This is a genomic window from Limimaricola sp., assembly GCF_016125575.1.
Lineage (GTDB): Bacteria > Pseudomonadota > Alphaproteobacteria > Rhodobacterales > Rhodobacteraceae > WGLM01.
The window spans coordinates 186,606-213,010 of record NZ_WGLM01000004.1 but is presented as its reverse complement, the minus strand read 5'-3'; the positions used below and the strand labels follow the sequence as shown (position 1 = coordinate 213,010).

Below are 26,405 nucleotides of genomic sequence, written 5' to 3'. Positions count from 1 at the left end.
CATCATGACATCGCCCTGGCTGGCCATTCTCTACGCGCTCTTCGTCTGGTGGTTCTCCACCGGCACGATCATGCTCGTGGTGCGGTGGGCCGACCGGGGCGATGGCGCGGCCCATCGCCGGGCGGTCCTGCTGGCGCTGCCGATGCTGGCGCTGGGCGTCCTGGCGACGGGTGTGTCGCTGTGGATGCCGACGTTTCTTGGCGCCTATCTGGGGTTCACCGGGGCGTTGGCGATCTGGGGCTGGATCGAGATGGCCTTTCTCGCTGGCATCGTGACTGGCCCGCTGCGCGACGACTGTCCGCCGGGGCTGAACGGACTGGCGCGGTTCCAGCGCGGCTGGAGCACCGTCGCGCATCATGAACTGCTGCTGACGGTGGGCTTGCTTGGCCTGGTCCTGGCCAGCACCGGGGCCGAGAACAAGGTGGCGCTGATGGCCTACCTGATCCTCTATTTCGCGCGCATCTTCGCCAAGCTGAACCTGTTCTTCGGCGTGCCGCGCATCAATACCGAATTCGTGCCGGCCAGGTTGCAGCACCTGAAATCCTACTTCCGCCGCGGCCCGGTGACCTTTGCCTTCCCGATGGCGATTACCGCGCTGACCACCGCCTTCGCCGCACTGATCGCGCGCGTGATCGAGGCCCAGACCGACGAGGCGACCGTTGCATATGCCTTGCTGATCGCGCTGGCGGGGCTCGCACTTGTCGAACACTGGCTGATGGTGGTGCCGCTGCCGGATGCGAAACTCTGGCGCTGGATGCTGCCCGCGCCCAAAACAATGACCCAAGCAGAGAGACAGACCCATGGACTTTGACGCGCTTTTCACGGCCCAGCTCGACGCCCTCAAGAAAGAGGGCAATTACCGTTATTTCGCCGAGTTGGAGCGGAAGGCCGGCAAGTTTCCAAGGGCCGCACGCCATGGCGACGAGGGGGTGCGTGACATCACCGTCTGGTGCTCGAACGACTATCTCGGCATGGGGCAGAACCCCGAGGTGATCGCCGCGATGTGCGAGGCGGTGCAGCGCACCGGCACTGGTGCGGGTGGCACGCGCAACATCTCGGGCACCAACCACGATCATTTGCTGCTGGAACGTGAACTGGCCGACCTGCACGGCAAGGAATCGGCGCTGCTCTTCACCTCTGGTTATGTCTCTAACTGGGCCGCGCTCAGCACGCTGGGCTCGCGGCTGGAGAATTGCGTGATCTTGTCGGATGCCGGCAACCACGCCAGCATGATCGAGGGTATCCGCCATTCCCGCGCGACCAAGGTGATCTGGAATCACAACGACGTGCAGGACCTCGAAAAGAAACTGCGCAGCATTCCCGGGAACGTGCCGAAGATCGTCGCCTTTGAATCGGTCTATTCGATGGATGGCGATATCGCGCCGATCAAGGAGATCGTCGAGGTGGCAGAGCGGTATGGCGCGATGACCTATCTCGACGAGGTGCATGCGGTGGGCATGTATGGCCCCCGCGGCGGCGGCGTGTCCGAGCGTGAGGGCGTGGCCGATCGCATCACCCTGATCGAAGGCACGCTGGGCAAGGCATTCGGCGTTGTTGGCGGTTACATTACCGGCTCGGCCGCGCTGTGCGATTTCATCCGCAGCTTTGCCAGCGGCTTCATCTTCACCACCGCTCTTCCGCCCGCCGTCGCCGCTGCCGCGCGGACCTCGATCGCGCACCTGAAAGTCAGCAATGTCGAGCGGCTGGGTCAGCGCCGGCAGGTCGCGCGCCTGCGCGCTGCGCTGGACCGCGCTGGCATCCCCTACATGAAGAATGAAAGCCATATCGTCCCGGTCCTCATCAAGGATCCGGTCAAGACGCGGATGCTGGCCGACTACCTGATGCGCGAGTGGGACATCTACGTTCAGCCGATCAACTATCCGACCGTTCCGAAGGGCACCGAAAGGCTGCGCTTCACCCCGTCGCCGCTTCATACCGATGAGGATGTCGACCACCTGGTCAACGCGCTGTCAGTCCTGTGGAAGCAATGCGCTATCCATCATGCTGTCGCGTGATCGTGATTGCCTGAAACACCTTTGCGGGGGTGGACGCGTTCAAGTTGCAGTCTAGTATAGACCAAAGACGCGCTCGCAGGGCCGTCTCAAGGAAAAGGGAGATGTCTATGTCGAAATTCACGCTGGCCGCGATTGTTGCGCTTATTGCCGCACCGGCCTTCGCTGACGACACGCCGACGGGCGATGCCGCCAAGGGAGAACAGATCTTCAATCGCCAGTGCGCGACCTGCCACGTCATTCAGGACGACAGCGGCAAGGTGCTTGCCGGGCGCGCGGCCCATATCGGGCCCGACCTGTGGCACGCGATGGGCCGTCAGCCGGGCACATACCCGAACTTCAATTACGGTGACTCGATGGTCGCCTACGGCAAGACCGGCGTGGTCTGGGGGCATGACAACTTCGTCGAATACGTGCAGGGGCCCACACCCTTCCTGCGCAAGGCGCTTGGCGACAACAGCGCTCGCGGCAAAATGGCGTTCCAGTTGCGTAACGCCACCGACGCCGAAGACGTTTACGCCTTCCTCTATCAGTACCGGACCCCGGCGGCTGACGCCGCTGCCTCGTCCAACTGATCTGAACCAGCTAAAGGCGAAGGGCCGCGGTATTCCGCGGCCCTTTTGCTTTGGACCTGTCAGGTTGCGACAAGCGCGTCGCGGATCTGCGCCGCGATCAGGCCGGGGTCTTCCTCGTGGGCGAGGTGGCCCAGCCCGGTCAGGTTGATCAGCCGCGCCTGCGGCAGGCGCGCGGCGGCCTCGGCGCTGGTCTCGGGCGGGACCGCCGTGTCGCCAGACGCAGCCAGCAGCGTAACGGGCAGATCGATTCGGTTCAGCCGTCCCAGCAGACCGGACAGATCCCATTGCGCCATCATCGCCAGAGTCGCGTCGACATGCGCGCGGTCGCGGGCCAGCCGCAGGTAGAGCGCCGCGCCTTCCGCTCCGATCTTCGATCCGGTGCCATCCAGTAACCGCTTTACCGAGGCCGGCGTGACAGTGGCGGCGAAGATGTTGGCGGTGAACGGGTTCATCGCCAGAAGCTTGGCCAGCGTTGGAAACAGCCAGCCGGCCACGCCCTTGAACGTGCCCAGCGCGGCGTTGATGCCAATGACCTGCCCGCGCGGTACGGCGCCCAGTTCCACCATCCGCAAAGCAATCGCCGCGCCAGCGGAATGGCCGACAAGCGCCGCAGGTTTCCAACCTTGGCTGCGCGCAAGGCTCAGCAAATCCTCGGCCATTGCGTCAAGTCCGCACCGTTGCCGCGCGCCGAGTTGTGTAAAGCCCTGGCCCGGAAGGTCTACCGCGACGACGTGATGGGTTTCCGCGAGCAATGGGAAAAGACCACGGAAACTCTGCGTTGCCCCCCCGGCGCCATGGATCAACAGCAGAGTCTCGCCACTGCCGGCCTCTTGCACGTGCCAACGGTGGGGACGGTGAAGCACGAACCGTGAGTATTCGGCCATGGGCCAGCCCGCTGCATCCTCGGGCCAGCGCATTCAGCCCTCCATCATGTCCGAAACGGCCGCCGACAACCGTTCGGCATCGGCACGCGGCAGCGCGAGGTAGGGGCCGCCAAGGCGCGCAGCAAGCTCCCGCAGGCCCGGTTCGGGCCGGTTGCCGGTGTCGATAACGATGCTGTCCACCCCGGCGGCGCGCAGGGCGACCGCCATACGTTGCGCATCGCTGGCGGCAAGGGTGCGGTCGGCGCTGCCATCAAGGGCAATGTTCGCCCGCCCGTCCGTCAGAAGTGCGATCGTTGGCGTCAGCCCGTGGCGTTGCGCCTGCCCGGCCTGCAGCAAGGCGGCCTGCAATCCCGCGGCCAGCGGCGTGCCGCCCCCACCGGGCAGGCCCGCCAGCCGCCGCTTGGTCTGCACCAGCGAGCGGGTGGGCGGCAGCAGCACCTCGGCTGTCGTGCCGCGAAAAGCGATCAGGCAAACATGGTCGCGCCGGGCATAGGCTTGCGCCAGCAGAAGTTCGACCGCGCCCTTCGCCTCGGCCAGCCGCGCCAGCGCGGCCGAGCCCGAGGCATCGACCGTGAAGATCAACAGCCGGTCCGAGCGTTCCTCGAACCGCCGCAGGTGGATGTCCTCGGCCCGGATATGCAGCCGCTGGCCGGCCGGCGCGTGGCGCGCGCGGATCGTCTGCCATGGTGCGGCGGCGCGGAGAGTCGCGACAAGGTCGATCCGCGCGCCATCGCGCGGCCGCCCGACGCGAGAAGGCAGCGGGCGCCCCCGCCGGTTGCCCTTGCGCGCGGCCCCGGTCCCGGCGCCCTTTGCGTTGCGGGCCTGTGCCACGCGCAGCCGATCCAGCAGGTCGGGCGGTAGCAGCGCACGCACCGCCTCCAGCAATAGCTCTTCGGGAAGAAGCGGGCTTTCGGCCTGTTCAGTCTCTGTTTCCTGCGGCGGCGGCTCGGGTGGTTCAGGCGGCTCCTCCTCGACCGGGACTTGGGTGGCCCGGTGTGCCAGCACCAGTTGGCAGGCCAGTTCAAGGTCGGCTTGGGTGACTGCATCGTGCCGTTTCAGCGCTGCCTGGGCGCGGGCGGCGCGCAGCGTGAACAATGCCGCACGCAGCGAATCGATTCCCAGCCGCAGGGTGATGTCAGCGACCTGCGCCGCCATATTGCCGGGCACTGTCACGGCGGACAGCCGGGCCCGGGCCGCTTCAATATCGGGCCGCCGCGTTTGGGCGGCTTCGCCCAGCGCCACCTCCGTCAGGTCGGCATGAAATGCGCAGCGTTCGGCCAGCGTGGGGGGCGCGCCCTCGTCCGCGTCACCGCCCTCGTCCAGTGCCACAAGGCAATGTTGGCCTGCATCCAGCGCCCCGGCCAGCCGCGCGGCCAGCGACGGTGTGCAGCGTTCGGCCATCGCCAGCACCAGCGCGGCGGGCCGGGCCAGTACGCCGGCGCTTTGCACAAGGTGGCCGCTTGCCAGCGTGCCCGACAGGTCCAGCCCGCCGAAAAGCGCGTCATCCCCCACGGCCGGATGCAGCCGTCGCAGCGGCAACGGCAGCCGCGGCAGCAGTGTTGTGAAACGATCGCGCACTGGCCCGGCGCGCGCGCGCAGCACCAGCCCGCCCAGCCCGGTCGGGTCGACTGCCAGCAGCGTCAGTGCCGCCGTGGCGCGGGACCATGCGGTTTCAGCCAAGAACCTCCTCCACCACGCGGCCGACGCGGGCGCCGCTGCCGGCCTCGTCCAGCGGATCGCGGCGCAGGCGGTGGCGCAGCGCCATCGGTGCCACGGCGCGCACATGATCGCGGCCCAGCGCAGTATCGTCGCGCCAAGCGGCAAATGCCCGTGCGGCCTTCAGCAGTGTCAACTCGCCGCGCAGCCCGTCCGCGCCCAGCGCAAGGCACAGCTCGGCCACGTCGCGCAGCGTTTGGTCGGGGGTCTTGATGGATTTCAGCGCCTTGCGGCCGGCAAGAATGCGTTCGCGGATCGCGGCATCCTCGGCCTGCCAGCGCAGCATGAAGGCCGAATTGTCGTTCTCGTAGGCGTCGCGCCGGCGGATCACCTCGATTCGCGTCTCGATGTCCTTGGGCGAGGTCACCTCGACCGACAGGCCGAACCGGTCGAGCAGTTGCGGCCGCAACTCGCCCTCTTCGGGGTTGCCGCTGCCCACCAGCACGAAGCGCGCCGGATGGCGGACCGACAGCCCTTCGCGCTCGACCACGTTCTCGCCCGAGGCGGCCACGTCAAGCAGCAGGTCAACGATGTGGTCTTCAAGCAGGTTTACTTCATCGATGTAGAGGTAACCCCGGTTGGCCCGTGCCAGCAGGCCGGCCTGAAACGCTTTTTCGCCACGTGTCAGGGCCTTCTCGATATCCAGCGCGCCGGTCACCCGGTCCTCGGTCACGCCAAGCGGAAGATCGACGACCGGGGTCGGCACCTCGTGCATCTTCTTAGTCTCTATTCCGGCCCAGGCTGGCACCTTTGCAGGCGATTCGCTGTTGACCGGACAACCCACGACCACGCGGATCGGCGGCAAAAGGGCGGCCAACGCCCGCACGGCTGTGGATTTGCCGGTGCCGCGGTCGCCGAAAACGAGAACCCCGCCGATGCCCGGATCGACCGCTGTCAGGATCATCGCGGTCTTCATCTCGTCCTGACCGACGATGGCGGAGAAGGGGAAGGGTTGGGTCATGCGACCTCCAGTCTGGCAAGGGGCGAGGCACCGTTCCACGTGCCAGCGTCCGAATGTATGGCAAAGCGGGCGTACAGTTCCTCACGGAACCAGCCCTCGGCGCGCACGGCGGCAATCGCCTCGGCGTGGGGCCCGGTGCGGGCGAAGGCGGCCATCGTCTCGGCATCAGGCCAGATCGAGAAGGTGACCTGGTGCAACCACGGCACCTCGCCGATGCCGATCTTGAAGGCCACGTTGGAATCAGAGCCTATGCGGGCGGAAATCGGCGCCACGCGGCCCCAGAACCGGGTCAGGATGCGGGGCTTTATGGTGGCGCGTGTCAGTGCGGCCAGCGCGCCCTGTGGCGGCGGAGCAGAAACCTGAAACGGGGCCGTGCCCGACCAGTGACCGCGCGCCGATGTCGGCGTCAGAAGCACCGTCCAGCATTCGCTGGCGCGGGCGCGGTAGCGGCGGAATAGGGGCGCGCCTTCGGTCCGTGCGCGGGCCGTGGCGGCATCGGGCCATGTGGCAAGGATGGCATAGACGGCAGTGTTCGGCACGGGGGTGAACCCTTCGCCCGTGCCCGATCCGCAGAGTTTCCAGAAGCCGATGTCGGGCGTTCGCGCCAGCGCGCGCCGACCCAGTCCCATCATCGCCAGCGCCCACAGCCGGTTGCCAAGACCGGCAAAGCGGTAAAGCGACAGGCTGACGATCTGGGTCACGGCGGAGACGCTCCGAATGTGTCAACTTATCTTGACACGTCTGCGGCAGGATGGAAAGCGCCCATCCGTCCGCCTCGGCCGTCATTTGCCAACAAACCGCCGCGATCATGCGAGAATTCGTTGTCACCCGGCCGGCTCGCAGCTAGTGTCAGGTTATGTTTACACATCATGCCGCAGATTCGTCGTCAGAGGCCATCGTCATCGGCGCGGGTCTTGGCGGGCTGGCGGCGGCGATGCGGCTGGGCGCCAAGGGCTACCGCGTCACCGTGCTGGACCGGCTGGATCGGGTCGGCGGGCGCGGATCGTCGATTTCTCAGAACGGCCACCGCTTCGACCTTGGGCCGACCATCGTGACGGTGCCGCAGGTCTTTGAAAGCCTCTGGGCCGCCTGCGGGCGCGATTTTTACAAGGACGTGGACCTGCGCCCGCTTGATCCGTTCTATGAAATCCGCTGGCCCGACGGGTCGCACTTCACCGCCCGCGGCGATACTGCCGCGATGGTGGAAGAGGTCCGCCGCCTTAGCCCCGGCGACGTGAAGGGCTACCTGCGGTTCCTCAAGGACAGCCGGCGCCGCTATGTCGTGGGGTTCGAGGGGATGGTGGCCAAGCCGATGCACCGGCTGTGGGAAACCATTCGCGTCCTGCCCGAATTTGCGGTGCTGCGGGCCGACAAGTCCATCTTCGGGCTGGCCCGGTCGCGCGTGCGCGATCCGCGGCTGCGCATGGCGTTGTCGTTTCATCCGCTTTTCATCGGGGGCGATCCGCTGCACGTCACCTCGATGTATGCGCTTGTCAGTCACCTCGAGAAGGAATTCGGCGTGCATTACGCCATCGGCGGGGTGCAGGCGATTGCCGACGCGATGGCGGCGGTCATCCGCGCGCAGGGCGGCCGGATCGTGCAGAACGTCGAGGCGGACGAGATCGTGTTCAAGGGCGATGCGGCGGCGGGCGTGCGCCTGACCGGGGGCGAGGAACTGGCTGCGCCGCTGGTCGTCAGCAATGCCGATGCCGGGCACACCTACACGCGGCTGCTGCGCAACCGTCCGCGCAAACGCTGGACCGATGCCAAGGTGGACAGCCGCCGTTGGTCGATGGGCCTGTTCGTCTGGTATTTCGGCACGAAGGGCACCGCCGGCATGTGGCCAGATGTAGGTCATCACACCATCCTCAGCGGCCCGCGCTACGAAGGCCTGCTGCGCGACATCTTCATCAAGGGCAAACTCGCCGATGACATGAGCCTTTATGTCCACCGCCCGTCGGTCACCGATCCGGGCGTGGCACCGAAGGGGGATGACACCTTCTATGCCCTCTCACCGGTTCCGCACCTTGGCTTCGACAATCCGGTCGACTGGGCCACGGAAGCAGAGACTTACAAGGCCAAAGTCACCAAGGTTCTTCAGCAGCTGATCCCCGGGTTTCAGGACCGGATCTCTGCCAGCCTTGTCTATACGCCCGACGATTTCCGCGACCGATACCTGTCGCCGCACGGGGCCGGGTTTTCGCTGGAACCGCGCATCCTGCAATCGGCGTGGTTCCGGCCGCATAATGTCAGTGAAGAGGCGCAGGGGCTTTACCTTGTCGGTGCCGGAACGCATCCCGGCGCGGGCCTGCCCGGCGTTGTCAGCAGTGCCGAAGTGCTGGCGAAACTTGTTCCCGACGCGCCAGCGCGCCCCGCAATCAGGATGGCCGCCGAATGATCCGCCCCGACGATCTTGAACACTGCAAAGCGGCGATCCGGACCGGATCGCTCTCGTTTCATGCGGCTTCGCGGCTGCTGCCCTCGTCGGTTCGTGATCCTGCGCTGGCACTTTATGCTTTCTGCCGGTTGGCCGATGACGAGGTTGATGAAGGTGACGAAAAGGCCGGTGCGGTGCTGACGCTGCGCGACCGGCTGGACCTCGCCTATGCCGGGCGTCCTCGCAACGCGCCCGAAGACCGCGCCTTTGCCGCGCTGGTGGAAGATTTCGATATGCCGCGCGCCTTGCCCGAGGCGCTGCTGGAAGGATTGGCGTGGGACGCCGTCGGGCGCCGTTATGACACGCTTTCGGGTGTGCGAGACTATTCAGCGCGAGTCGCGGCCGCGGTGGGCGCGATGATGTGCGTCCTTATGCGGGTGCGCGACCCAGACGCGCTGGCCCGGGCCTGTGATCTGGGCGTGGCGATGCAACTGACCAACATTGCCCGAGACGTGGGCGAGGATGCGCGCGCTGGCCGCATCTACCTGCCGCTCGACTGGTTCGCCGAAGCGGGGATCGAGCCAGAGGCGTTTCTGGCAGAGCCGCTGCCGGTCGATGCCGTGCGTGGCATGGTCGCGCGTCTGCTGGCGGAGGCTGACAGGCTTTACTGGCGCGCCGAAGCCGGCATTGCCGCGCTGCCACCAAACGCGCGTACGGGCATCTGGGCGGCACGGCTGATCTATTGCGGCATCGGCAACGCGGTGCGTCGGCAAGGTTGCGACAGCGTGACCCTGCGCGCCCATACAGGCCGCGCGCGGAAGCTTGTCTGGATGGCACAGGCGATGGTTCGCGCCAACCTGACCCGCGTGATGCCGCATTCGGCCGTCATCTTCGCCCCACCGCTGCCCGAAGTGGCCTATCTCGTCGATGCCGCAGGCCGTCACGTGCGCCAGACGGGCCGGTCACGCGCCCTGCTGGAAATCCTTGCCGACCTCAAATCGCGCGATCAGACCATTGGAAGCGGGACCCAAGGCGCTTAGGTAGTCATGAAGTAACCTCCAAAAGGGGCTTCCAATGACTATCTGGCTTTTCCTGATCTTTCTTGCGGCCTGTCTTGGCGCTGGTGCGACTGGCGCAATGTTTCCAACAGGCGACTGGTACAAGCAGCTGAAAAAGCCGGACTGGGTGCCGCCGAACTGGGTGTTCCCGGTGGTCTGGACCTCGATCTACGTGCTGATCTCCTTCGCCGGGGCGCGCGTGGCCCAGGCCCCCGATAATGCCCTGGCCATGGCCTTCTGGGCCGCGCAGATCGCCTTCAACACGCTCTGGACGCCGATCTTCTTCGGCCTGCGGCGGCTGAAGGGCGCGCTGCCTGTGATGGCCTGTCTCTGGGTTTCGGTTCTGGGCGCGACGGTCACCAGCTTTCAGATCGACATCTGGGCGGGCCTTGCCTTTACCCCGTACCTTGTCTGGGTGACGATTGCTGCGGCGCTGAACCTGTCTGTCGCACGGCTGAACCCCGACCAGAAACCGCTGGTGCCTTCCTCGCTCTAGTCGAACCGCCAGCGGGCCCGGCGCGGCACGCGCAGTGCCAGCATCGGCTTGATCAGGGGCGAGGCATAGCGGTCGAGGTCCAGCGCCTCGTGCACGCCCGTGACCGTTTCGCCATCCAGCACCGTCGTCACGGCCGAGCGGCTGTAGAACGGCGCGTCTAGCATGTTCAGGGTCTGCTTGGGCACCGTGCCCGGATCTGCCCGCGTCTCGCGCCGCACCTGCCAGAACGAGCGGCGAAAGGGCGTGCGCGGGGGGGCGTCAATCATCTGCGCGGATCCGTCCGGTGCAAAGGCCACGGCCGCCGAAAGGTTCGACCCGTCGCGACGCACGGCATCGTAGAAACATCTAGCCCCGGCAGCGGTCGGGTACCGGCCCCATGTCCAGAAGCGGAAATCAGTCTCTAGAGGGCGCATGCCGAAATTGGCGTCGAAGTAGCCGTGCCCCTCCCAGGTCCAGCCCGGCGCCGCGAGATCGACCTTGATGTCCGCGATGGGCGCGAAGGGCCGCCAGACATGGGCGCCGTCGGGCGTCAGCGGCAGTTCCACCGTCGTGACGGCGCTGGGCGTCAGGGTTATCCGCCCGCGCACCCGCGAGATGACAGGCGGGCTGGAGACCTCGTCGATCTCGATGACCAGCTGGTGGCCGTCCCAATGCATCGACGATGGGCCAACCGTCAGCCGTTCGGGCGTTGTACGCAAGGCGTCGCGGCCCCGGTCGGTCATGGTGAAGCGGCCGCCGGGGCCGTAGGTGGCCACGTTGATGCAGCAATGATTGGCCGGATCACCGCGCCCGCTCCACGCATACCACGGCGAAAAAACAGAGCCTATGAAGCCGATGACCGAGACGGCGCGGCTCCCGTCGGTGCTGATCCCGTCGACGTACCACCAGTTGTAGCCGCCGGGCGGTGGGGCAAGGTGGAAGCAAGGTCCGTCAGAATCGCCGCGGCCGCGTGCCGGGCGGAGAGCGTCGCCATCGGCACCCCCGCCCCCGGATGCGCCCCGCCGCCGCACAGGTAAAGCCCTGGCACCGTCGTGCGCGCCGTCGGTCGTTTCATTCCCGCCGTCAGCCCGTGTGGGCTGCGCCCGTAGAGGGATCCGAGGCTGGCCGGGAACAACGCGCCGAAGTGCGCGGGCGTCGTCAGCATCTCCGGCCCCGGCAGCGGATCGAAGTGCAGGCCAAACTGGCGCAGACGGGAAAATACCAGTGTCTGACATGCCGCAATCTCCTTTTCGGTTCCGCCCGGCCCCGGGGCGCCGTTCATGATGATTTCGAACCGTTCGGTGCCGTTCGGACGGCCCGCGGCCCGGTCTTGTGCGCAGATATAAAGCGTCGGGTCGGCTGGCATGGCGCCCCGGGCAAGATCAGTGAATTCCGCCTGCGGTTCGTGCCCGAAGAAGACCGTGTGATAGGCAAGCTCCGGCCCAGAAGGCGTTGCCGCGAAGGCGTGGACCCAGGCCGACAGGCTGCGCGGTGTAATGGCCGAAGGCATGACCGCGCCGCGCACCCCTTCGCCAAGCAATCCTTCGGCCAAGGCGCGGGGATCGCCGTTGAAGAGGACCACATCGGCAGCAAAGCGGCCCCGGTCCGTCGCCACCGCGGCCACCTTGCCGGATTGCCGTTCGATATGCCGTGCGGGGGTGGCGTAATGAAAGACGGCTCCACGTTCGGCCGCAAGGTCCGCAAGTACCGCGGCCAGACGATGCATCCCGCCCTGAACGGCCCAGACGCCTGCCGCCTCAGCCTGCCAGATCAGCGAAAGGAGAGCAGGGCTTTGCCCCGGCGCGCCGCCTACATATGTGGCGTAGCGGCCAAATAGCTGCCGCAAGTGCGGATCGCGGAAATTGCTGCGCAACAAACCGGCGAGGCTGGCCCAGGGCGCCATGTCGCGCAACAGGGCCGGGCTGCGCGCGACAAGGCGGGCCAGCGCCGCCTGGCTGGGTTCGGCGGCCTGCATCATCGGCGCATCGAAGGCCGCGAACAGCCGCGCGGCGCGGGCCGAAAAGGCCGTGAACTCGGCCGCGGCACGGTTGCCAAAGGCAGCGGCGACGTTGGCGGCACTTTGTTCTGCATCGGCGCAGAGGTCCAATTGCGCACCATCATCCCAGAAGTGGCGCGCCAGCACGCTCAGGGGCAGCAGCGTCAGATGATCCTCCAGCCGAATCCCGACATCGGCGAAAAGCGCCTCGAAGACCGGGCGCAGCGTCAGGACAGTTGGGCCGGCATCGACGGGCCCCGCGGCGCTCTGCACCGTCCGCATCTTGCCGCCGGGCGCCGCCTGCGCCTCCAGCACGGTGACCGCGCAACCGGCATGAGACAGCCGCAGGGCGGCCGCCAGCCCACCGATGCCGGCGCCGATCACGACGATGCGGGGCGGGGCAGGTTTCATGTGCACTCCATGCGGTCATTGTTGACTTGCGTCGTGAAACTGTCCAGTCTGATTGACACATAGACTGTCAATCAAATCGGACACTCTGGTTCCTGATGGTCATGCAAGGGAGACCGACATGGGACTTTCGGATCGGATCGAGGCCGCGGTCGGTGCCGCGATTCGCCAAGGGCAGGGGGCCCATGCTCCGGCCCGTCTGGCCGCCGCGCTGGATTACGCCGTCACACCCGGCGGCGCGCGGATACGCCCCACCATCCTGACATCGGTCGCGCTGGCCTGCGGCGATGATCGCCCGCGCCTGACCGATGCCGCCGCCGGCGCGCTGGAACTGATCCATTGCGCCAGCCTTGTGCATGATGATCTCCCCTGTTTTGACGATGCGGATTTGCGGCGTGGCAAGCCCACGGTGCACCGCGCGTTTTCCGAACCGTTGGCCGTTCTGACGGGCGACAGCCTGATCGTGCTGGCCTTTCAGGTGCTGGCACGTGCTGCCGGGGCAGAGGCCGAGCGTGCTGTTGGGCTGATCTCGGTCCTTTCCGCGCGCACGGGGATGCCTGGCGGTATCTGCGCCGGGCAAGGTTGGGAAAGCGAACCGCAGATCAATCTGTCAGCCTATCATCGCGCCAAGACAGGCGCGCTTTTCATTGCCGCAACACAGATGGGCGCGATTGCCGCCGGGCAGGAAGCCGATCCGTGGGAAGAGCTGGGCGCCCGTATCGGCGAGGCGTTTCAGGTGGCCGATGACTTGCGTGATGCGCTGTGCGATGCCGCGACGTTGGGCAAGCCCGCCGGGCAGGACGATCTGCATGGCCGGCCCAACGCGGTGGCACAGCTGGGTGTTCAGGGCGCGGTCCAGCGGCTGGATGATATCCTCGCCGGTGCCATCAGCTCGATCCCGGCCTGCCCGGGCGAGGCCGCGCTGGCGCAAATGGTGCGTGCCTATGCCGACCGGCTGGTGCCTGCCGCTGCGCGCCAAAGGATCACCGTTCCGGGAGAGTGATGCTGTGCAAGCCACCCCGGGCGAAATCCGCAACCTGAAGTCGCCGTCGCGATGAGCGATCTGGCCACGCCCTCTGCCCCCCTGCCCAAGGGTCGCCGCGCGGGCCGCCTCCTTCGGCTTATGTCGCGCCCGGGCTTTCAGGCATGGGCGGCACTATTTCCGTTGACGCGCGGCACTGTCCGTCGCGAAGGCGCGGCAATGTTCGATCTCGTCGCGGGGTTTTGCCATAGCCAGATCCTGCAGGCACTGGTTGAGCTTGAGATACTCGCAACCCTGCTGGAGCGTGAATTGACCGAGGCGGCACTGGCCCACCGGGCGGCGGTGCCGCCCGAGCGGATGCGCGTCTTGCTGCGGGGCGGCATGGCGCTGGGCCTCTTGCGCCAGCGGCGATCTGGCCGCTACGCGCTGACCCGGCGCGGCGCGGCGCTGGCCGGGGTGCCGGGCCTGCAAGGCATGATCCGGCACCATGCCGTGCTTTACCGCGACCTGGCCGATCCGGTGGCCTTCTTTCGCGGTGAGACCAGCACGGAACTGGCCGAGTTCTGGCCCTACGTTTTTGGCGCAGGTGCTGCGGCCGACCCTGAAACGGCACAGACATACTCGCGCCTGATGACCGATAGCCAATCACTTGTGGCTGCCGATACGCTGGCGGTTACGGACCTGTCCGGCGTCAAGCGATTGATGGATGTGGGCGGTGGCACCGGGGCGTTTCTGCAAGCTGTCGCCGCGCGCTATCCTTCGCCCGAATTGGTGTTGTTCGATCTGCCCGCCGTCGCGCCCGCCGCGCGGGCGGCGTTCGATGCCGCGGGAATCGGTGCCCGACTGCGTATCATCAGCGGATCGTTTCGCGACGATGACCTGCCCGAAGGCGCCGACACCGTAACGCTGGTCCGCGTGCTTTACGACCATTCCGACGAAACCGTGCGCGCGCTTCTTTCCAGAATCCATGCCGCACTGCCCGCCGGTGGGCGGCTGATCGTGTCCGAGCCGATGACCGGCGGCGCACGGCCCGAGCGGGCCGGTGACGCCTATTTCGCGCTTTATTGCATGGCGATGCGGACGGGCCGCGCCCGGTCGGCCGATGAGATCGCTGCGCTGATGCGCGAGGCGGGTTTCGACACCCCGCGCGGGCCCCGCACGCGGCGGCCTTTCGTCACCTCGGTCCTCGAAGGTGTCAAGCAAAGTTGACACTCTTCTTGTCTATTTAGGTTGACACACAAACCTGTAAGGCTAGAGTGACAGTAGGACAGATTGTCGCAGCCGAGTCCCGGATGGCCGGAGCTGGCAGCGGCGCGAGGATCCAGAGTTGCAGACCAAAGCCGTCATACTGACCGCACCCGGCAACTTGGGGCTTGATACCCTCGGGCTGATCGCCCCCGCTGCGGATGAGATTGTTGTCGAGATCACGACCTCGGCGATCTCGACCGGCACGGAAAAGCTGTTCTGGTCCGGCCAGATGCCCCCCTTCCCCGGTATGGGTTACCCGCTGGTTCCCGGCTACGAAGCCGCCGGTGAAGTGGTCGAGGCGGGGCCAGAAACCGGGTTCCGCGTGGGCGAACATGTCTTTGTGCCCGGCGCAAATTGTTACGAAGGCGCGCACGGCCTTTTCGGGGGATCGGCGCGGCGGCTGGTCGCCAAGGCCGCCCGCGTCACGCGAATCGACCGTGGCCTGGGCGAGGTGGGCGCACTTCTGGCGCTGGCTGCCACGGCCCGCCACGCGATGGCCGGCCCCGGCAAGGTGGTGCCCGATCTGATCGTGGGCCATGGCGTGTTGGGTCGCCTTCTGGCGCGGCTGACCGTGGCCGCAGGCGCCCCGGCCCCGACCGTCTGGGAAATTGACCCGACCCGCGCCGATGGCGCCAAGGGATACGAGGTGATCGCGCCCGAGGACGATCCGCGCCGTGACTACCGGGCCATTTACGACGCATCGGGGCGGTCGGACCTGCTTAACGACATGGTGGGCCGCATCGCCAAGGGCGGCGAGATCGTGCTTGCGGGGTTCTATACCCAGCCGCTCAGCTTCGCCTTCCCGCCCGCCTTCATGAAAGAGGCGCGGTTCCGCATCAGTGCCGAATGGGCGCCCGCCGACATGGTGGCGACCCGCGCGCTGGTTGAAAGCGGTGCGCTGGGCCTTGACGGGCTGGTGACGCATCGCCGCCAGGCAACGGAGGCGGCCGAGGCCTATCAGACGGCCTTCACCGATCCGGCCTGCCTGAAAATGATACTGAATTGGGAGAGCGTGGCATGAAGGACGAAATTCCGAACCTGAAGGATTTCGACAAGCGCCTGCGCGACGAGGCGGCCGAGGAGCCGACGCTTGAAGTGCCGCAAGGCGAGCCGACCAAGAAGACGCAGATCATCGCGATCTACGGCAAGGGCGGCATCGGAAAGTCGTTCACCCTCGCCAATCTCAGCCACATGATGGCCGAACTTGGCCAACGCGTGCTGCTGATCGGTTGCGACCCGAAATCGGACACCACCAGCCTGCTGTTCGGCGGCAAAGCCTGCCCCACGATCATCGAAACCTCGGCCAAGAAGAAGCTGGCCGGAGAAGAGGTGCAGATCGGCGATGTCTGTTTCAAGCGGGGCGGCGTCTTCGCGATGGAGCTGGGCGGGCCGGAAGTGGGCCGTGGCTGCGGCGGACGCGGCATCATCCACGGTTTTGAGCTGCTGGAAAAGCTGGGCTTCCACGACTGGGACTTTGACTATGTCCTGCTGGATTTCCTTGGCGATGTCGTCTGCGGCGGGTTCGGCCTGCCGATCGCGCGGGACATGGCGCAGAAGGTGATCCTTGTCGGGTCGAACGACCTGCAATCGCTTTACGTCGCCAATAACGTCTGCTCGGCCGTGGAATACTTCCGCAAGCTGGGCGGCAATGTCGGCGTCGCGGGCCTTGTCATCAACAAGGATGACGGCTCGGGCGAGGCGCAGGCCTTTGCCAAGGCAGTGAAGATCCCGGTTCTGGCGGCGATCCCGCAGGACGACGATCTGCGCAAGAAATCTGCCAATTACCAGATCGTCGGCACCATGGCCGGGCCGTGGGGTCCGCTGTTCTCGGGCCTTGCCGAAGCCGTGGGGCTGGCCCCGCCGGTGCGCCCCGCCCCGCTCGACCAGGATGGATTGCTGGGCCTGTTCGATGCCAAGGATACCGGTGGCGACTACCAGCTGGTTCCGGCGACAGACACCGACATGCGCGGCAAGAACGCCAAGCCGATGGAAAGCCTCGAGGTCATCTATGACGACGCGTGAGGGATTCGAAGTCGGCTATGACGACGCGGGCAGCGTCAGCGTGATCCACGCAGAGGCGCCCGTGCAGGCGTCCAGCGATGTCGAGACCACGGCGCTGGCCGGTGGTTGCACCGCGGGTGCCGCCGAGATGGAGGCCGCCGCACGCGCCGCGGGCCAGTCCGAAATCCTCGATCGTTACGCCGCCGACTATCCCAAGGGCCCGCACGACCAGCCACAAAGCATGTGCCCCGCCTTCGGCTCCTTGCGCGTGGGCCTGCGGATGAAGCGTGTGGCCACGGTCCTCTCCGGCTCTGCCTGTTGCGTCTATGGCTTGACCTTCGTGTCGCACTTCTACGGCGCGCGCCGCTCGGTGGGCTACGTGCCGTTCAATTCGGAAACGCTCGTGACCGGCAAGCTCTTCGAGGATATCCGCGAGGCGGTCCACGACCTGGCCGATCCTGACCGATACGACGCCGTCGTCGTGACCAACCTTTGCGTGCCCACCGCCTCGGGCGTGCCGCTGCGGCTTCTGCCCAAGGAAATCAACGGTGTGCGGATCGTCGGCATCGACGTGCCGGGCTTTGGCATCCCGACCCATGCCGAGGCCAAGGACGTGCTGGCCGGTGCGATGCTGGCCTATGCCCGCGCCGAGGCGCAGGCGGGCCCGGTGCAGCGCCCCGCCGGCGGCAAATCCGACCGGCCCACCGTCAGCCTTCTGGGCGAGATGTTCCCGGCCGACCCGATGATGATCGGCGCGATGCTGGCCCCGCTGGGCCTGGCCGCCGGCCCCGTGGTGCCAACCCGCGAATGGCGCGAGCTTTACGCAGCACTCGATTGTGGCGCAGTCGCCGCGATCCACCCGTTTTACACCGCGGCAATCCGCGAGTTTCAGGCCGCCGGCCGCCCCATCGTCGGCTCTGCCCCGGTGGGCCATGACGGCACCGCCGCTTGGCTTGCCGCCATCGGTGACGCCTTCAACGTGGCACCCGCACAGGTCGCCGCGGCGCAAAACGCCTTCCTTCCCGCGATCAAGGGCGCGCTTTCGGGGGCACGGATCAACGGCACGGTTACGCTGTCGGGCTATGAAGGGTCCGAACTGCTGGTCGCGCGCCTGCTGATCGAAAGCGGCGCGAACGTGCCTTACGTCGGCACCGCCTGCCCGAAAACGCCGTGGTCTGCGGCCGATGCCGAATGGCTGGCCACCAAGGGTGTGACGGTGAAATACCGCGCCAGCCTTGAGGACGATATGGCCGCGATGGAGGCGATCCGCCCTGATCTGGCCATCGGCACAACGCCTGTCGTGCAGGCCGCGAAAGAGCTGGGCATCCCCGCACTTTATTTCACCAACCTCATCTCCGCGCGGCCGCTAATGGGCCCCGCCGGGGCCGGCAGCCTGGCCCAGGTCGTGAACGCGGCCATCGGCGGCAAGGACCGGATGGACAAGATGCGCGGCTTCTTCGAAGGCGTGGGCACCGGTGACACCGCTGGCGTCTGGGAAGGCGCGCCCAACCTGCGGCCCGATTTCCGCGCGCAGCACCAGAAGAAACTGGACAAGGCCGCGCGCGCCGCCAAGGCCGAGGAGATGATCTGATGCTGGTGCAAGATCATGATCGCGCGGGCGGATACTGGGGGGCGGTCTATGCCTTCTGCGCCGTCAAGGGCCTGCAAGTCGTCATCGACGGCCCCGTGGGCTGCGAGAACCTGCCCGTCACCTCCGTCCTGCACTACACCGACGCGCTGCCGCCGCATGAGCTGCCGATCGTCGTGACCGGTCTGGGCGAGGGCGAGATGGGCTCGGGCACCGAGGATGCGATGAAGCGTGCTTGGGGCGTGCTGGACCCGGCGCTGCCTGCCGTCGTCGTCACCGGCTCGATTGCCGAGATGATCGGTGGCGGCGTCACGCCGCAGGGCACCAACATCCAGCGTTTCCTGCCGCGCACCATCGACGAGGACCAGTGGCAGGCCGCGGACCGCGCGATGACCTGGATCTTCACCGAATTCGGCATGACCAAGGGCCGGATGCCGCCCGAAAAGCCGCGGGACGAGGGCGCCGCGCCGCGCGTCAACATTCTGGGCCCGATGTACGGCACCTTCAACATGCCCTCGGACCTGCACGAGATCCGCCGGCTGGTCGAAGGCATCGGCGCCGAGGTCAACATGGTGATGCCGCTGGGCGCGCATGTGGCCGAGATGCGCAACCTTGTGAATGCCGACGTCAACATCTGCATGTATCGCGAATTTGGCCGGGGCCTGGCCGAGGTGCTGGGCAAGCCCTACCTGCAGGCGCCCTTCGGGATCGATTCCACCGTGAAGTTCCTGCGCAAGCTGGGCGAGCTTCTGGGACTGGACCCCGAGCCCTTCATCGAGCGCGAGAAGCATTCGACGATCAAGCCGGTCTGGGATCTATGGCGCTCGGTCACGCAGGATTTCTTCGCCACGGCCGAATTCGCCGTTGTCGCGAACGAAACCTATGCCCGTGGCCTGCGTCACTACCTTGAAGGCGACCTTGGCTTTCCCTGCGCCTTCGCCGTGGCCCGCACCCGCGGCGCCAAGACCAACAACGACGAGGTGCGCGCCCTGCTGGCGCAGAAGCGCCCGCTGATCGTCTTCGGCTCGATCAACGAAAAGATCTACATGGCCGAGATGAAGGGCGGGCACGGACCAAGCCCCGCTTTCATTCCCGCCAGTTTCCCCGGCGCCGCGATCCGCCGTGCGACGGGCACGCCCTTCATGGGCTTCGCCGGCGCCACCTATGTGCTGCAGGAGGTCTGCAACGGCCTGTTCGATGCGCTCTTCCACATCCTGCCGCTGGGCAGCGACATGGACAGTGCGCCGTCGACGCTGACGCCGCTGCGCCGCGATTTCCCGTGGGACGCCGATGCCCAGGCCCGGCTGGACGAGATCGTCGCCAGCCACCCGATCCTGACCCGCATTTCCGCTGCCAAGTCGCTGCGCGACGCCGCCGAGCGTGCCGCGCTCGACGCCGGGGCCGAACGCGTGGTGCTGGAAACCGTCGAGACACTGCAATCCGCCAATGGAGGACGCAAATGACCGATTTTACCACGGATGCCCCGCTGATCCGGCATCGGCACGCCCCGCCGCGGCGCGAGTACTACGCCTATTTCGCGATCATCTTCCTCGCCACCTTGCCGCTGGCCTGCCTGACATGGGCGCTGACGGCTGCACGGCGGATGGAATTGCCCGCCAAGGGGCCGATCGCCCGTGCCTGGAGCCAGGCCCGGATCATCACGCCGCAGATCTTCGCGGCCTGAGCGCAGAATACCCCCGGGCTTCGGGCCGGGGGGACGACCTCGCCACGCCCGTTCCGGGCTGGCGGACCAGGGCAGGGGGTGAGCCCCTGTCGTAGCCCGGCCGCGGGGAAGACGCGGCGTCAGTTCATTTTTCCGGAGGAAAGCATGGCTGATAAATCCGACCTGTCCTTCACAGGTCTCACTGACGAGCAGGCGCAGGAACTGCACTCGGTGTATATGAGCGGGCTCTGGATCTTCGTGTCCATCGCCGTCGTCGCTCATATCCTGACGTACATCAAACTGCCCTGGTTCAGCTGGTAGAGAAGGGACACCATCATGGCACAGTTCTACAAGATCTGGCTCATTTTCGATCCTCGCCGCGTGTTCGTGGCGCAGGGGGTGTTCCTGTTCCTGTTGGCAGTGATGATTCACCTCGTCCTGCTCAGCAACCCGCACACCAACTGGCTGTCACGGGCGTTCGACGCGCCCGCGGCCGCGGCGACCAACTGAGCCGCCGTCAGGCGTGAAGCAAAGCTGCGGGCGGGGCGACTCAGCGCCGCCCGCGGCAAACCGCAAACGATGAGAATGGCAGGTCGCGCCCGCGCGGGGCTGATCGCCTGCCGCTGAATGGAGTAGGAAGATGGCACAGCTCAGCTTCGAAAAGAAATACCGCGTCCGTGGCGGGACGCTGGTCGGCGGTGATCTGTTCGACTTCTGGGTGGGGCCTTTCTATGTGGGCTTCTTCGGAGTCACGACGTTCTTTTTCGCCGCCCTCGGCACAATCCTGATTTTCTACGGGGCCAGCCAGGGCCCGACATGGGATCCCTTCCTGATCTCGATCAACCCGCCCGACCTGTCGGTCGGCCTCGGCTTTGCGCCGTTGCTGCAAGGCGGGCTGTGGCAGATCATCACCATCTGCGCGATCGGCGCTTTCGTCAGCTGGGCGCTGCGCGAAGTCGAGATCTGCCGCAAGCTGGGCATCGGCTATCACGTGCCCATCGCCTTCGGCTTTGCGATCCTTGCCTACGTGACGCTGACGGTGATCCGACCGGTGCTGATGGGTGCATGGGGTTACGGCTTTCCCTACGGCATCTTCAGCCACCTCGATTGGGTCAGCAACACCGGCTACAGCTACGGTAACTTCCACTACAACCCGGCCCACATGGTCGCGGTCAGTTTCTTCTTCACCACCTGCTTTGCTCTGGCGCTGCACGGTGGCCTGGTTCTTTCGGCGGCCAACCCGCCCAAGGGAGAAGAGATGCGCACCCCCGACTACGAGGATACCTACTTCCGCGACCTGATCGGTTATTCCATCGGGCCGCTCGGCATCCACCGCCTGGGCCTGTTCCTCGCGCTGAACGCAGCTTTCTGGAGCGCGGTCTGCATCGGTATCTCCGGCACCGTCTGGTTCGATCAATGGATCAACTGGTGGGACTGGTATGCCAACCTGCCCTGGTGGGCCAACCTTAACTGAGGACCTGAAAAATGGCTGAATATCTCAATTTCTTCACCCAGGTTCAGGTGCAGGGGCCGGTCGAAACCGGGATTGACCACTCGCTTGACGCGGCTCGGTTCGGCAAGGGGCGCTTCTCCTCGCTGCTGGGCCTTCTGGGAAACGCACAGCTGGGGCCGATCTACCTTGGCCCCTACGGGCTGGTCTCGCTGGCCTCGGGCTTCATCTGGTTCTTCATCGTCGGCATGTCGTTCTGGGCGCAGGTCCATTACAGCCCGGCGCTGTTTCTCAAGAACCTGTTCTGGCTGGCGCTGGAACCGCCGGGGCCCGAATACGGGCTGGGCTTTGCCCCGCTGGATCAGGGTGGATGGTGGCTGATCGCCTCGTTCTTCCTGCTCGTCTCGGTGCTGAGCTGGTGGGTGCGCACCTATGAACGCGCCAACGCGCTGGGGATGGGCAAGCATGTCTGCTGGGCCTTTGCCAGTGCGATCTGGCTGTTCCTTGTACTGGGTCTGATCCGGCCCGTGCTGATGGGCGCCTGGTCGGAGGCGGTGCCATATGGCGTCTTCCCGCACCTCGACTGGACGAACCTGTTCTCGATCACCTGGGGCAACCTGTTCTACAATCCGTTCCACGCCCTCTCGATCGCCTTCCTCTATGGTTCGGCCCTGCTCTTCGCGATGCATGGCGCGACGATACTTGCCGTCAGCCGCTTCGGCGGCGAGCGCGAGCTGGAACAGATCGCCGACCGTGGCACCGCCGCGGAACGCGCCGCCCTGTTCTGGCGCTGGACCATGGGCTTCAACGCCACGATGGAAGGCATTCACCGCTGGGCCTGGTGGTTCGCCGTGCTGACGCCGCTTTGCGGAGGCATCGGCATCCTGCTGACCGGTACGGTTGTCGACAACTGGTACGTCTGGGCCCAGACCCACGGCTACGCGCCGCTTTGACCGGAGGAAATGGACATGAGTGAACCTGACATGATGGGCCTTTCGGACCGGACCCGACTGCGGGCCGACATGACCTGGCTGATGCTGAAGGGGGCTGGTTATGCCGCGCTCCTCGTCTTCGGGGTCTGGCTGGTGATCGCGGTGCTGGAACTGGTGGGCAGCGTGCTGCCGCCCGACAGCAAGACCGCACCTGACCCGACACCGACCTCGATGCTCGAGGCGCCGGCTGCGCTGACGCAAGTCGGCTGAGGATCGGGGCGGGACCAAGGGCGCGACGCCCGGTTCCGCCCCCCTGCCGTCGGAGCGGCCTTCGGACCGGTCCGGCTTTGGGATCTCACGATCCCAGTTCCCTTCCTGTTGGCTACAGGACACTGGCGTCGCATCGGGCAACCCCCTTTGCGACGCTTTTTTCATGCCCCGGAGGCTGCCATGACCGACCTGCCCCAGACCCCGCTCCTTGATGGCGTGACCGGCCCCGCAGATCTGCGGCGGATGTCGGATGCCGCGCTCAAGCAGCTGGCCGCCGAGGTGCGGGCCGAGGTTATCTCGGCCGTCTCCGAAACCGGTGGTCACCTGGGCTCGTCCTTGGGTGTTGTCGAACTTGCCGTGGCGATCCACGCCGTCTTTGACACGCCGCATGACAAGCTGGTCTGGGACGTGGGTCACCAGTGTTATCCGCACAAGGTGCTGACCGGTCGCCGCGACCGCATCCGCACGCTGCGGCAAGAGGGGGGCCTGTCCGGCTTTACCAAGCGCAGCGAAAGCGCGCACGACCCGTTCGGCGCCGCCCACAGCTCCACCTCCATCAGCGCCGCGCTGGGGTTCACCGTCGGCCGCGACATGGGGATGGAGACGGGCGACGCGATCGCAGTGATCGGCGACGGGTCGATCAGCGCCGGCATGGCCTACGAGGCGCTCAACAACGCCGGGGCCGAGGGGCGGCGGATGTTCGTCATCCTCAACGACAACGAGATGTCCATCGCCCCGCCGGTTGGCGCGATGTCGAAATACCTCTCTGGCCTTTATGCCTCGCCGTTCGGGCAGATGCAGAAGATGGCCGAAGGATTCGAGGCGGCGCTGCCCGGCCCGCTGCGCGACCATGCCCGCCGCGCGCGCCAACTGGTCACCGGGTTGCCGGGCGGGCAGGGCACCCTTTTCGAAGAGCTTGGCTTTCAATACGTCGGCCCGATCGACGGGCATGACCTCGACCAGCTTCTGCCGGTCCTGCGCGCTGCCCGCGTGCGGGCCTCGGGGCCGGTCCTGATCCATGTCTGCACCGTCAAGGGCAAGGGCTATGCCCCGGCCGAGACCAGCGCCGACAAGTATCACGGCGTTGGAAAGTTCAATGTAGGCACTGGTGAGCAGGCCAAGTCGCGCCCGAACGCGCCCAGCTATACCAAGGTTTTCGGCGAGGCGCTGACCCGCGCCGCGGCCGAAGATCCCCGCATCGTTGGCGTGACTGCGGCCATGCCCAGCGGCACCGGCCTCGACATCATGCAGAAGCGGTTCCCGGGCCGGGTCTTTGACGTGGGCATCGCCGAACAGCATGGCGTGACTTTCGCGGCCGGCATGGCGGCCAGCGGGCTGCGGCCATTCTGCGCGATCTATTCCACCTTCCTGCAGCGCGGCTATGATCAGGTGGTACATGACGTCGCGCTGCAGAACCTGCCGGTGCGCTTCGCCATCGACCGCGCCGGTCTGGTGGGCGCCGACGGGCCGACCCATGCGGGCGCCTTCGACGTTGGCTATCTTTCCGCGCTGCCCAACATGGTGGTGATGGCCGCGGGCGACGAGGTGGAGCTGATCCACATGGTCGCCACAGCTGCCGCGCATGATGCCGGGCCGATCTCGTTCCGATATCCGCGGGGCGAGGGTGAGGGGCTGGCCCTGCCGGAGCGGGGCGAAGTTCTGGAAATCGGCAAGGGCCGGATCGTCAAAGAAGGCTCTGACATCGCGATTCTCTCCTTCGGCGCGCATTTGGGCGAATGCCGAAAGGCCGCCGGGATTATCGAAGCGCAGGGGGCCAGCGTGACCCTTGCCGACGCCCGCTTTGCCAAGCCGCTGGACCGCGCGCTGATCCGTCAGCTTCTGCGCCACCACAAGGCGCTGATCACCGTGGAGCAGGGCGCGCAGGGTGGCTTTGGCGCGATAGTGCTGCACGATCTGGCCAATGACGGGCTGCTCGACGGCCGCTGCCAGTTGCGCACCATGACGCTGCCCGACCGCTTCATCGACCATGCCGCGCCCGACGCGATGTATGCCGATGCCGGGCTGAGCGCGGTCGACATCGCCGCGACCGCGCTTCAGGCGGCAGGGATCAAGCTGGAAAAGACGGAAAGCAGGGTCTGATCAGGCCCGGACGGCACCGGCAAAGATCGCCTCGGCATGTTCGGCAAGGTAAATGCGCAGCCAGGGCGTGAATGCGTCCGGGTGGCGCACGACCTGCGCGGCCAGATCGTGAAGATCAACCCATTTCACCGACATCACCTCGGCCGGGTTGGGCGTGATTCGCAGGCCCTCGGGCGCCGCGGCGACGTAGATATCGACAACCTCGTGCTCGGTCAGGCCACCGCCCACGTCGGCGCGGTATTCCACGCGGTCGCGATGCGCCACGCGCAGCCCGGTGATGCCCAGTTCTTCGTCCAGCCGCCGCAGCGCGCAGGCGGCCGGGTCTTCTTCCCATGCGGGATGGGTGCAACAGGTATTCGCCCAGAGGCCCGGCGTGTGATACTTGCTCATCGCCCTTTGCTGGATCAGAACACGCCCCCCCGACAGCACGAAGACGCTGACCGCCTTGTGGCGCAGCCCCTTCTGGTGGACCTCAAGCTTTTCGACCGGGGTCAGGGTGCCGTTGACCCAGGCCGGGATCATGTCGGTCATGTGTAAAGCGGCGAAACGATCCGCGTCAGGTGTGCAAGGTTCTTCAGCCCGATCTTCAGATGCGCCAGCGGGCGCGATTTGACCAGCTTCTTGTTCATGTAGGCTTCGAAGGTCAGCTTCTGCACGTCCAGATCGTGGCAGAGCGAAACGAAACGCTCGCGCCGTTCGTCGCTGCGGTAATAGGCGTTCTGCATGGCGCCCAGCACCCGGAAGACCTGCCCGTGTTCGCGCAGGAACAGCTTGCGCGCAAGCTGAAGGTCCTTGACCCGGCCCGAGGCAAGCCGCGCCGCGGCGGCGGTCGCGGCCACCCGGCCACCGACCATCGCGTAGTAGATGCCCTCGCCCGAGGACGGGGCGACAACGCCCGCGGCATCTCCGGCCAGCACCACGTCGCGTCCGTTATCCCAGCGATCAAGCGGTTTCAGTGGAATCGGCGCGCCTTCCTTTCGCAGGGTTTTGCAGCCTTCCAGCCCCGCGGCGAGGCGCAGATCGGCCGTGGCCTGCTTGAGGTCCACACCGTCTATCCCTGTGCCCATCCCGACGCTGGCCGATTTGCCATGCGGAAAGACCCAGCCATAGAAATCGGGGCTGATCGCGCCGTCATAGACCACGTCGCAGCGCGTCGGGTCGTAGATGGCAGAGGCGGCAGGGGCCTCGATGATCTCGTGATAGGCGATGACGTAGGGAATCTTGTCGCCGCCGGGCACCTCGGCGCGCGCCACGTCCGAGCGGGCCCCGTCGGCCCCGATGACCACACGGGCATTCAGGCTGCGCTGTTCGCCGGTCGCCTTGTCGCGATAGATCACCTCGGGGCCTTCGCCATCGCGCACGATCCGCACGAAGGTGCCGGTAAAGCGGATGGCGCCCGCGGCCTCGGCCCGGGCGCGCAGGAACGGATCGAAATCCTTGCGGTCGACCATGCCGACGAACCCGCCCTCGATCCCGATATCGACGTGACGGCCGCTGGGCGAGATCATGCGCGCTGTGTTGATCTTGGCGACAAGCTGATCGTCGGGGATGTTGAAATCGGCGATCAGCCGGGGCGGAATGGCGCCGCCGCAGGGCTTGATCCGCCCCTCGCGGTCCAGCAGCGCCACGCTGTGGCCCGAGCGGACAAGATCCTCGGCGGCGGTTGCGCCAGCCGGCCCGCCTCCCACGACTACGACATCGTAACGCAT

General features: G+C 66.4%; 27 protein-coding genes. 19 read left to right on the top strand and 8 right to left on the bottom strand.

The genetic code is table 11. The features are described from left to right. Window positions 1-4: 4 nt before the first annotated feature. The 3 genes from puhE to GC146_RS07985 all read left to right on the top strand — a co-directional run bounded on the left by puhE (window position 5) and on the right by GC146_RS07985 (window position 2,587). A complete protein-coding gene (gene puhE, locus GC146_RS07995) occupies window positions 5-811 on the top strand; it encodes a putative photosynthetic complex assembly protein PuhE (RefSeq protein WP_291836859.1) in 807 nt (268 codons plus the stop codon). Continuing rightward, on the top strand, window positions 801-2,015 hold the full coding sequence (hemA, locus tag GC146_RS07990) for a 5-aminolevulinate synthase (protein WP_291836856.1): 1,215 nt from the start codon (window positions 801-803) through the stop codon (window positions 2,013-2,015). The genes puhE and hemA overlap by 11 nt, the downstream gene beginning before the upstream one ends. A gap of 101 nt (window positions 2,016-2,116) precedes the next feature. After that, window positions 2,117-2,587, top strand: coding sequence for a c-type cytochrome (locus GC146_RS07985; RefSeq protein WP_363241270.1), 471 nt, complete (start codon window positions 2,117-2,119; stop codon window positions 2,585-2,587). Window positions 2,588-2,646: 59 nt separating this feature from the next. Here the strand turns inward: GC146_RS07985 and bchO are convergent, their stop codons facing one another. The 4 genes from bchO to crtA are packed head-to-tail and all read right to left on the bottom strand — an operon-like array spanning window position 2,647 to window position 6,849. After that, window positions 2,647-3,471 (bottom strand): alpha/beta fold hydrolase BchO, encoded by an 825-nt coding sequence (gene bchO, locus GC146_RS07980; protein ID WP_363241481.1) that lies wholly within the window; start codon window positions 3,469-3,471, stop codon window positions 2,647-2,649. Window positions 3,472-3,504: 33 nt separating this feature from the next. After that, window positions 3,505-5,151, bottom strand: coding sequence for a magnesium chelatase subunit D (locus GC146_RS07975; RefSeq protein ID WP_291836852.1), 1,647 nt, complete (start codon window positions 5,149-5,151; stop codon window positions 3,505-3,507). Next, a complete protein-coding gene (gene bchI, locus GC146_RS07970) occupies window positions 5,144-6,148 on the bottom strand; it encodes a magnesium chelatase ATPase subunit I (protein WP_291836851.1) in 1,005 nt (334 codons plus the stop codon). The genes GC146_RS07975 and bchI overlap by 8 nt, the downstream gene beginning before the upstream one ends. Further along, window positions 6,145-6,849: a spheroidene monooxygenase gene (crtA, locus tag GC146_RS07965; protein WP_291836849.1), complete on the bottom strand. Its 705-nt coding sequence runs from the start codon at window positions 6,847-6,849 to the stop codon at window positions 6,145-6,147. Before crtA ends, bchI begins: the two co-directional genes overlap by 4 nt. Window positions 6,850-7,004: 155 nt before the next feature. Between crtA and GC146_RS07960 the strand changes: the two genes are divergently transcribed. The 3 genes from GC146_RS07960 to GC146_RS07950 are packed head-to-tail and all read left to right on the top strand — an operon-like array spanning window position 7,005 to window position 10,079. Then, complete coding sequence (locus GC146_RS07960; protein ID WP_291836847.1) at window positions 7,005-8,546, top strand: phytoene desaturase; 1,542 nt, start codon at window positions 7,005-7,007, stop codon at window positions 8,544-8,546. Then, window positions 8,543-9,565 (top strand): 15-cis-phytoene synthase, encoded by a 1,023-nt coding sequence (crtB, locus tag GC146_RS07955; protein WP_291836845.1) that lies wholly within the window; start codon window positions 8,543-8,545, stop codon window positions 9,563-9,565. Before GC146_RS07960 ends, crtB begins: the two co-directional genes overlap by 4 nt. A 34-nt stretch (window positions 9,566-9,599) precedes the next feature. Continuing rightward, window positions 9,600-10,079: a TspO/MBR family protein gene (locus GC146_RS07950; RefSeq protein WP_291836843.1), complete on the top strand. Its 480-nt coding sequence runs from the start codon at window positions 9,600-9,602 to the stop codon at window positions 10,077-10,079. Here GC146_RS07950 and crtC read toward each other — a convergent pair. Further along, window positions 10,076-10,948 (bottom strand): carotenoid 1,2-hydratase, encoded by an 873-nt coding sequence (crtC, locus tag GC146_RS07945; protein WP_291838470.1) that lies wholly within the window; start codon window positions 10,946-10,948, stop codon window positions 10,076-10,078. The genes GC146_RS07950 and crtC overlap by 4 nt on opposite strands. Beyond that, window positions 10,903-12,465, bottom strand: a complete 1,563-nt coding sequence (gene crtD / locus GC146_RS07940; RefSeq protein WP_291836841.1) for a 1-hydroxycarotenoid 3,4-desaturase CrtD — start codon at window positions 12,463-12,465, stop codon at window positions 10,903-10,905. The genes crtC and crtD overlap by 46 nt, the downstream gene beginning before the upstream one ends. Window positions 12,466-12,583: 118 nt before the next feature. Here crtD and GC146_RS07935 point away from each other — a divergent pair, with 118 nt between their 5' ends. The 13 genes from GC146_RS07935 (at window position 12,584) to dxs (ending at window position 24,696) form a co-directional block, all read left to right on the top strand. Continuing rightward, the gene (locus GC146_RS07935) at window positions 12,584-13,465 is read left to right on the top strand and encodes a polyprenyl synthetase family protein (RefSeq protein ID WP_291836839.1); all 882 of its coding nucleotides are present in this window, start codon (window positions 12,584-12,586) and stop codon (window positions 13,463-13,465) included. Between the two features lie 51 nt (window positions 13,466-13,516). After that, complete coding sequence (locus GC146_RS07930) at window positions 13,517-14,653, top strand: methyltransferase (RefSeq protein WP_291836837.1); 1,137 nt, start codon at window positions 13,517-13,519, stop codon at window positions 14,651-14,653. Window positions 14,654-14,771: 118 nt separating this feature from the next. After that, window positions 14,772-15,713, top strand: coding sequence for a chlorophyll synthesis pathway protein BchC (bchC, locus tag GC146_RS07925; protein ID WP_291836835.1), 942 nt, complete (start codon window positions 14,772-14,774; stop codon window positions 15,711-15,713). Then, window positions 15,710-16,714, top strand: coding sequence for a chlorophyllide a reductase iron protein subunit X (locus tag GC146_RS07920; RefSeq protein WP_291836833.1), 1,005 nt, complete (start codon window positions 15,710-15,712; stop codon window positions 16,712-16,714). The genes bchC and GC146_RS07920 overlap by 4 nt, the downstream gene beginning before the upstream one ends. Further along, on the top strand, window positions 16,701-18,284 hold the full coding sequence (gene bchY / locus GC146_RS07915; protein WP_291836831.1) for a chlorophyllide a reductase subunit Y: 1,584 nt from the start codon (window positions 16,701-16,703) through the stop codon (window positions 18,282-18,284). The genes GC146_RS07920 and bchY overlap by 14 nt, the downstream gene beginning before the upstream one ends. After that, window positions 18,284-19,744, top strand: coding sequence for a chlorophyllide a reductase subunit Z (gene bchZ, locus GC146_RS07910; protein ID WP_291836829.1), 1,461 nt, complete (start codon window positions 18,284-18,286; stop codon window positions 19,742-19,744). The genes bchY and bchZ overlap by 1 nt, the downstream gene beginning before the upstream one ends. After that, window positions 19,741-19,965, top strand: a complete 225-nt coding sequence (pufQ, locus tag GC146_RS07905; RefSeq protein WP_291836827.1) for a cytochrome PufQ — start codon at window positions 19,741-19,743, stop codon at window positions 19,963-19,965. Before bchZ ends, pufQ begins: the two co-directional genes overlap by 4 nt. 144 nt (window positions 19,966-20,109) lie before the next feature. Continuing rightward, window positions 20,110-20,265 carry a light-harvesting antenna LH1, beta subunit gene (pufB, locus tag GC146_RS07900; protein WP_291836825.1) on the top strand — a complete coding sequence of 52 codons (156 nt, stop codon included), beginning with the start codon at window positions 20,110-20,112 and terminating at the stop codon, window positions 20,263-20,265. A gap of 15 nt (window positions 20,266-20,280) precedes the next feature. After that, window positions 20,281-20,454, top strand: a complete 174-nt coding sequence (gene pufA, locus GC146_RS07895) for a light-harvesting antenna LH1, alpha subunit (protein WP_291836823.1) — start codon at window positions 20,281-20,283, stop codon at window positions 20,452-20,454. Between the two features lie 130 nt (window positions 20,455-20,584). Next, window positions 20,585-21,418, top strand: a complete 834-nt coding sequence (gene pufL / locus GC146_RS07890) for a photosynthetic reaction center subunit L (RefSeq protein ID WP_291836821.1) — start codon at window positions 20,585-20,587, stop codon at window positions 21,416-21,418. Between the two features lie 11 nt (window positions 21,419-21,429). Beyond that, the gene (pufM, locus tag GC146_RS07885; protein ID WP_291836819.1) at window positions 21,430-22,347 is read left to right on the top strand and encodes a photosynthetic reaction center subunit M; all 918 of its coding nucleotides are present in this window, start codon (window positions 21,430-21,432) and stop codon (window positions 22,345-22,347) included. Between the two features lie 15 nt (window positions 22,348-22,362). Next, a complete protein-coding gene (gene pufX / locus GC146_RS07880) occupies window positions 22,363-22,596 on the top strand; it encodes an RC-LH1 core complex protein PufX (RefSeq protein ID WP_291836817.1) in 234 nt (77 codons plus the stop codon). A 180-nt stretch (window positions 22,597-22,776) separates the two neighbouring features. Then, window positions 22,777-24,696, top strand: coding sequence for a 1-deoxy-D-xylulose-5-phosphate synthase (gene dxs / locus GC146_RS07875; RefSeq protein WP_291836815.1), 1,920 nt, complete (start codon window positions 22,777-22,779; stop codon window positions 24,694-24,696). Here the strand turns inward: dxs and idi are convergent, their stop codons facing one another. Beyond that, window positions 24,697-25,227 (bottom strand): isopentenyl-diphosphate Delta-isomerase, encoded by a 531-nt coding sequence (gene idi, locus GC146_RS07870; protein ID WP_291836813.1) that lies wholly within the window; start codon window positions 25,225-25,227, stop codon window positions 24,697-24,699. Continuing rightward, window positions 25,224-26,405: a geranylgeranyl diphosphate reductase gene (locus tag GC146_RS07865; protein WP_291836811.1), complete on the bottom strand. Its 1,182-nt coding sequence runs from the start codon at window positions 26,403-26,405 to the stop codon at window positions 25,224-25,226. Before GC146_RS07865 ends, idi begins: the two co-directional genes overlap by 4 nt.

What these genes read in the sequence shown, in the direction of transcription:
- puhE (WP_291836859.1), top strand. Translation starts at nt 5, where the DNA reads ATGACATCGCCCTGGCTGGCCATTCTCTACGCGCTCTTCGTCTGGTGG.
- hemA (WP_291836856.1), top strand. Translation starts at nt 801, where the DNA reads ATGGACTTTGACGCGCTTTTCACGGCCCAGCTCGACGCCCTCAAGAAA.
- GC146_RS07985 (WP_363241270.1), top strand. Translation starts at nt 2,117, where the DNA reads ATGTCTATGTCGAAATTCACGCTGGCCGCGATTGTTGCGCTTATTGCC.
- bchO (WP_363241481.1), bottom strand. Translation starts at nt 3,471, where the DNA reads ATGGCCGAATACTCACGGTTCGTGCTTCACCGTCCCCACCGTTGGCAC.
- bchI (WP_291836851.1), bottom strand. Translation starts at nt 6,148, where the DNA reads ATGACCCAACCCTTCCCCTTCTCCGCCATCGTCGGTCAGGACGAGATG.
- GC146_RS07960 (WP_291836847.1), top strand. Translation starts at nt 7,005, where the DNA reads ATGTTTACACATCATGCCGCAGATTCGTCGTCAGAGGCCATCGTCATC.
- crtB (WP_291836845.1), top strand. Translation starts at nt 8,543, where the DNA reads ATGATCCGCCCCGACGATCTTGAACACTGCAAAGCGGCGATCCGGACC.
- GC146_RS07950 (WP_291836843.1), top strand. Translation starts at nt 9,600, where the DNA reads ATGACTATCTGGCTTTTCCTGATCTTTCTTGCGGCCTGTCTTGGCGCT.
- crtD (WP_291836841.1), bottom strand. Translation starts at nt 12,465, where the DNA reads ATGAAACCTGCCCCGCCCCGCATCGTCGTGATCGGCGCCGGCATCGGT.
- GC146_RS07935 (WP_291836839.1), top strand. Translation starts at nt 12,584, where the DNA reads ATGGGACTTTCGGATCGGATCGAGGCCGCGGTCGGTGCCGCGATTCGC.
- GC146_RS07930 (WP_291836837.1), top strand. Translation starts at nt 13,517, where the DNA reads ATGAGCGATCTGGCCACGCCCTCTGCCCCCCTGCCCAAGGGTCGCCGC.
- GC146_RS07920 (WP_291836833.1), top strand. Translation starts at nt 15,710, where the DNA reads ATGAAGGACGAAATTCCGAACCTGAAGGATTTCGACAAGCGCCTGCGC.
- bchY (WP_291836831.1), top strand. Translation starts at nt 16,701, where the DNA reads ATGACGACGCGTGAGGGATTCGAAGTCGGCTATGACGACGCGGGCAGC.
- bchZ (WP_291836829.1), top strand. Translation starts at nt 18,284, where the DNA reads ATGCTGGTGCAAGATCATGATCGCGCGGGCGGATACTGGGGGGCGGTC.
- pufQ (WP_291836827.1), top strand. Translation starts at nt 19,741, where the DNA reads ATGACCGATTTTACCACGGATGCCCCGCTGATCCGGCATCGGCACGCC.
- pufB (WP_291836825.1), top strand. Translation starts at nt 20,110, where the DNA reads ATGGCTGATAAATCCGACCTGTCCTTCACAGGTCTCACTGACGAGCAG.
- pufA (WP_291836823.1), top strand. Translation starts at nt 20,281, where the DNA reads ATGGCACAGTTCTACAAGATCTGGCTCATTTTCGATCCTCGCCGCGTG.
- pufL (WP_291836821.1), top strand. Translation starts at nt 20,585, where the DNA reads ATGGCACAGCTCAGCTTCGAAAAGAAATACCGCGTCCGTGGCGGGACG.
- pufM (WP_291836819.1), top strand. Translation starts at nt 21,430, where the DNA reads ATGGCTGAATATCTCAATTTCTTCACCCAGGTTCAGGTGCAGGGGCCG.
- pufX (WP_291836817.1), top strand. Translation starts at nt 22,363, where the DNA reads ATGAGTGAACCTGACATGATGGGCCTTTCGGACCGGACCCGACTGCGG.
- dxs (WP_291836815.1), top strand. Translation starts at nt 22,777, where the DNA reads ATGACCGACCTGCCCCAGACCCCGCTCCTTGATGGCGTGACCGGCCCC.
- idi (WP_291836813.1), bottom strand. Translation starts at nt 25,227, where the DNA reads ATGACCGACATGATCCCGGCCTGGGTCAACGGCACCCTGACCCCGGTC.
- GC146_RS07865 (WP_291836811.1), bottom strand. Translation starts at nt 26,405, where the DNA reads ATGCGTTACGATGTCGTAGTCGTGGGAGGCGGGCCGGCTGGCGCAACC.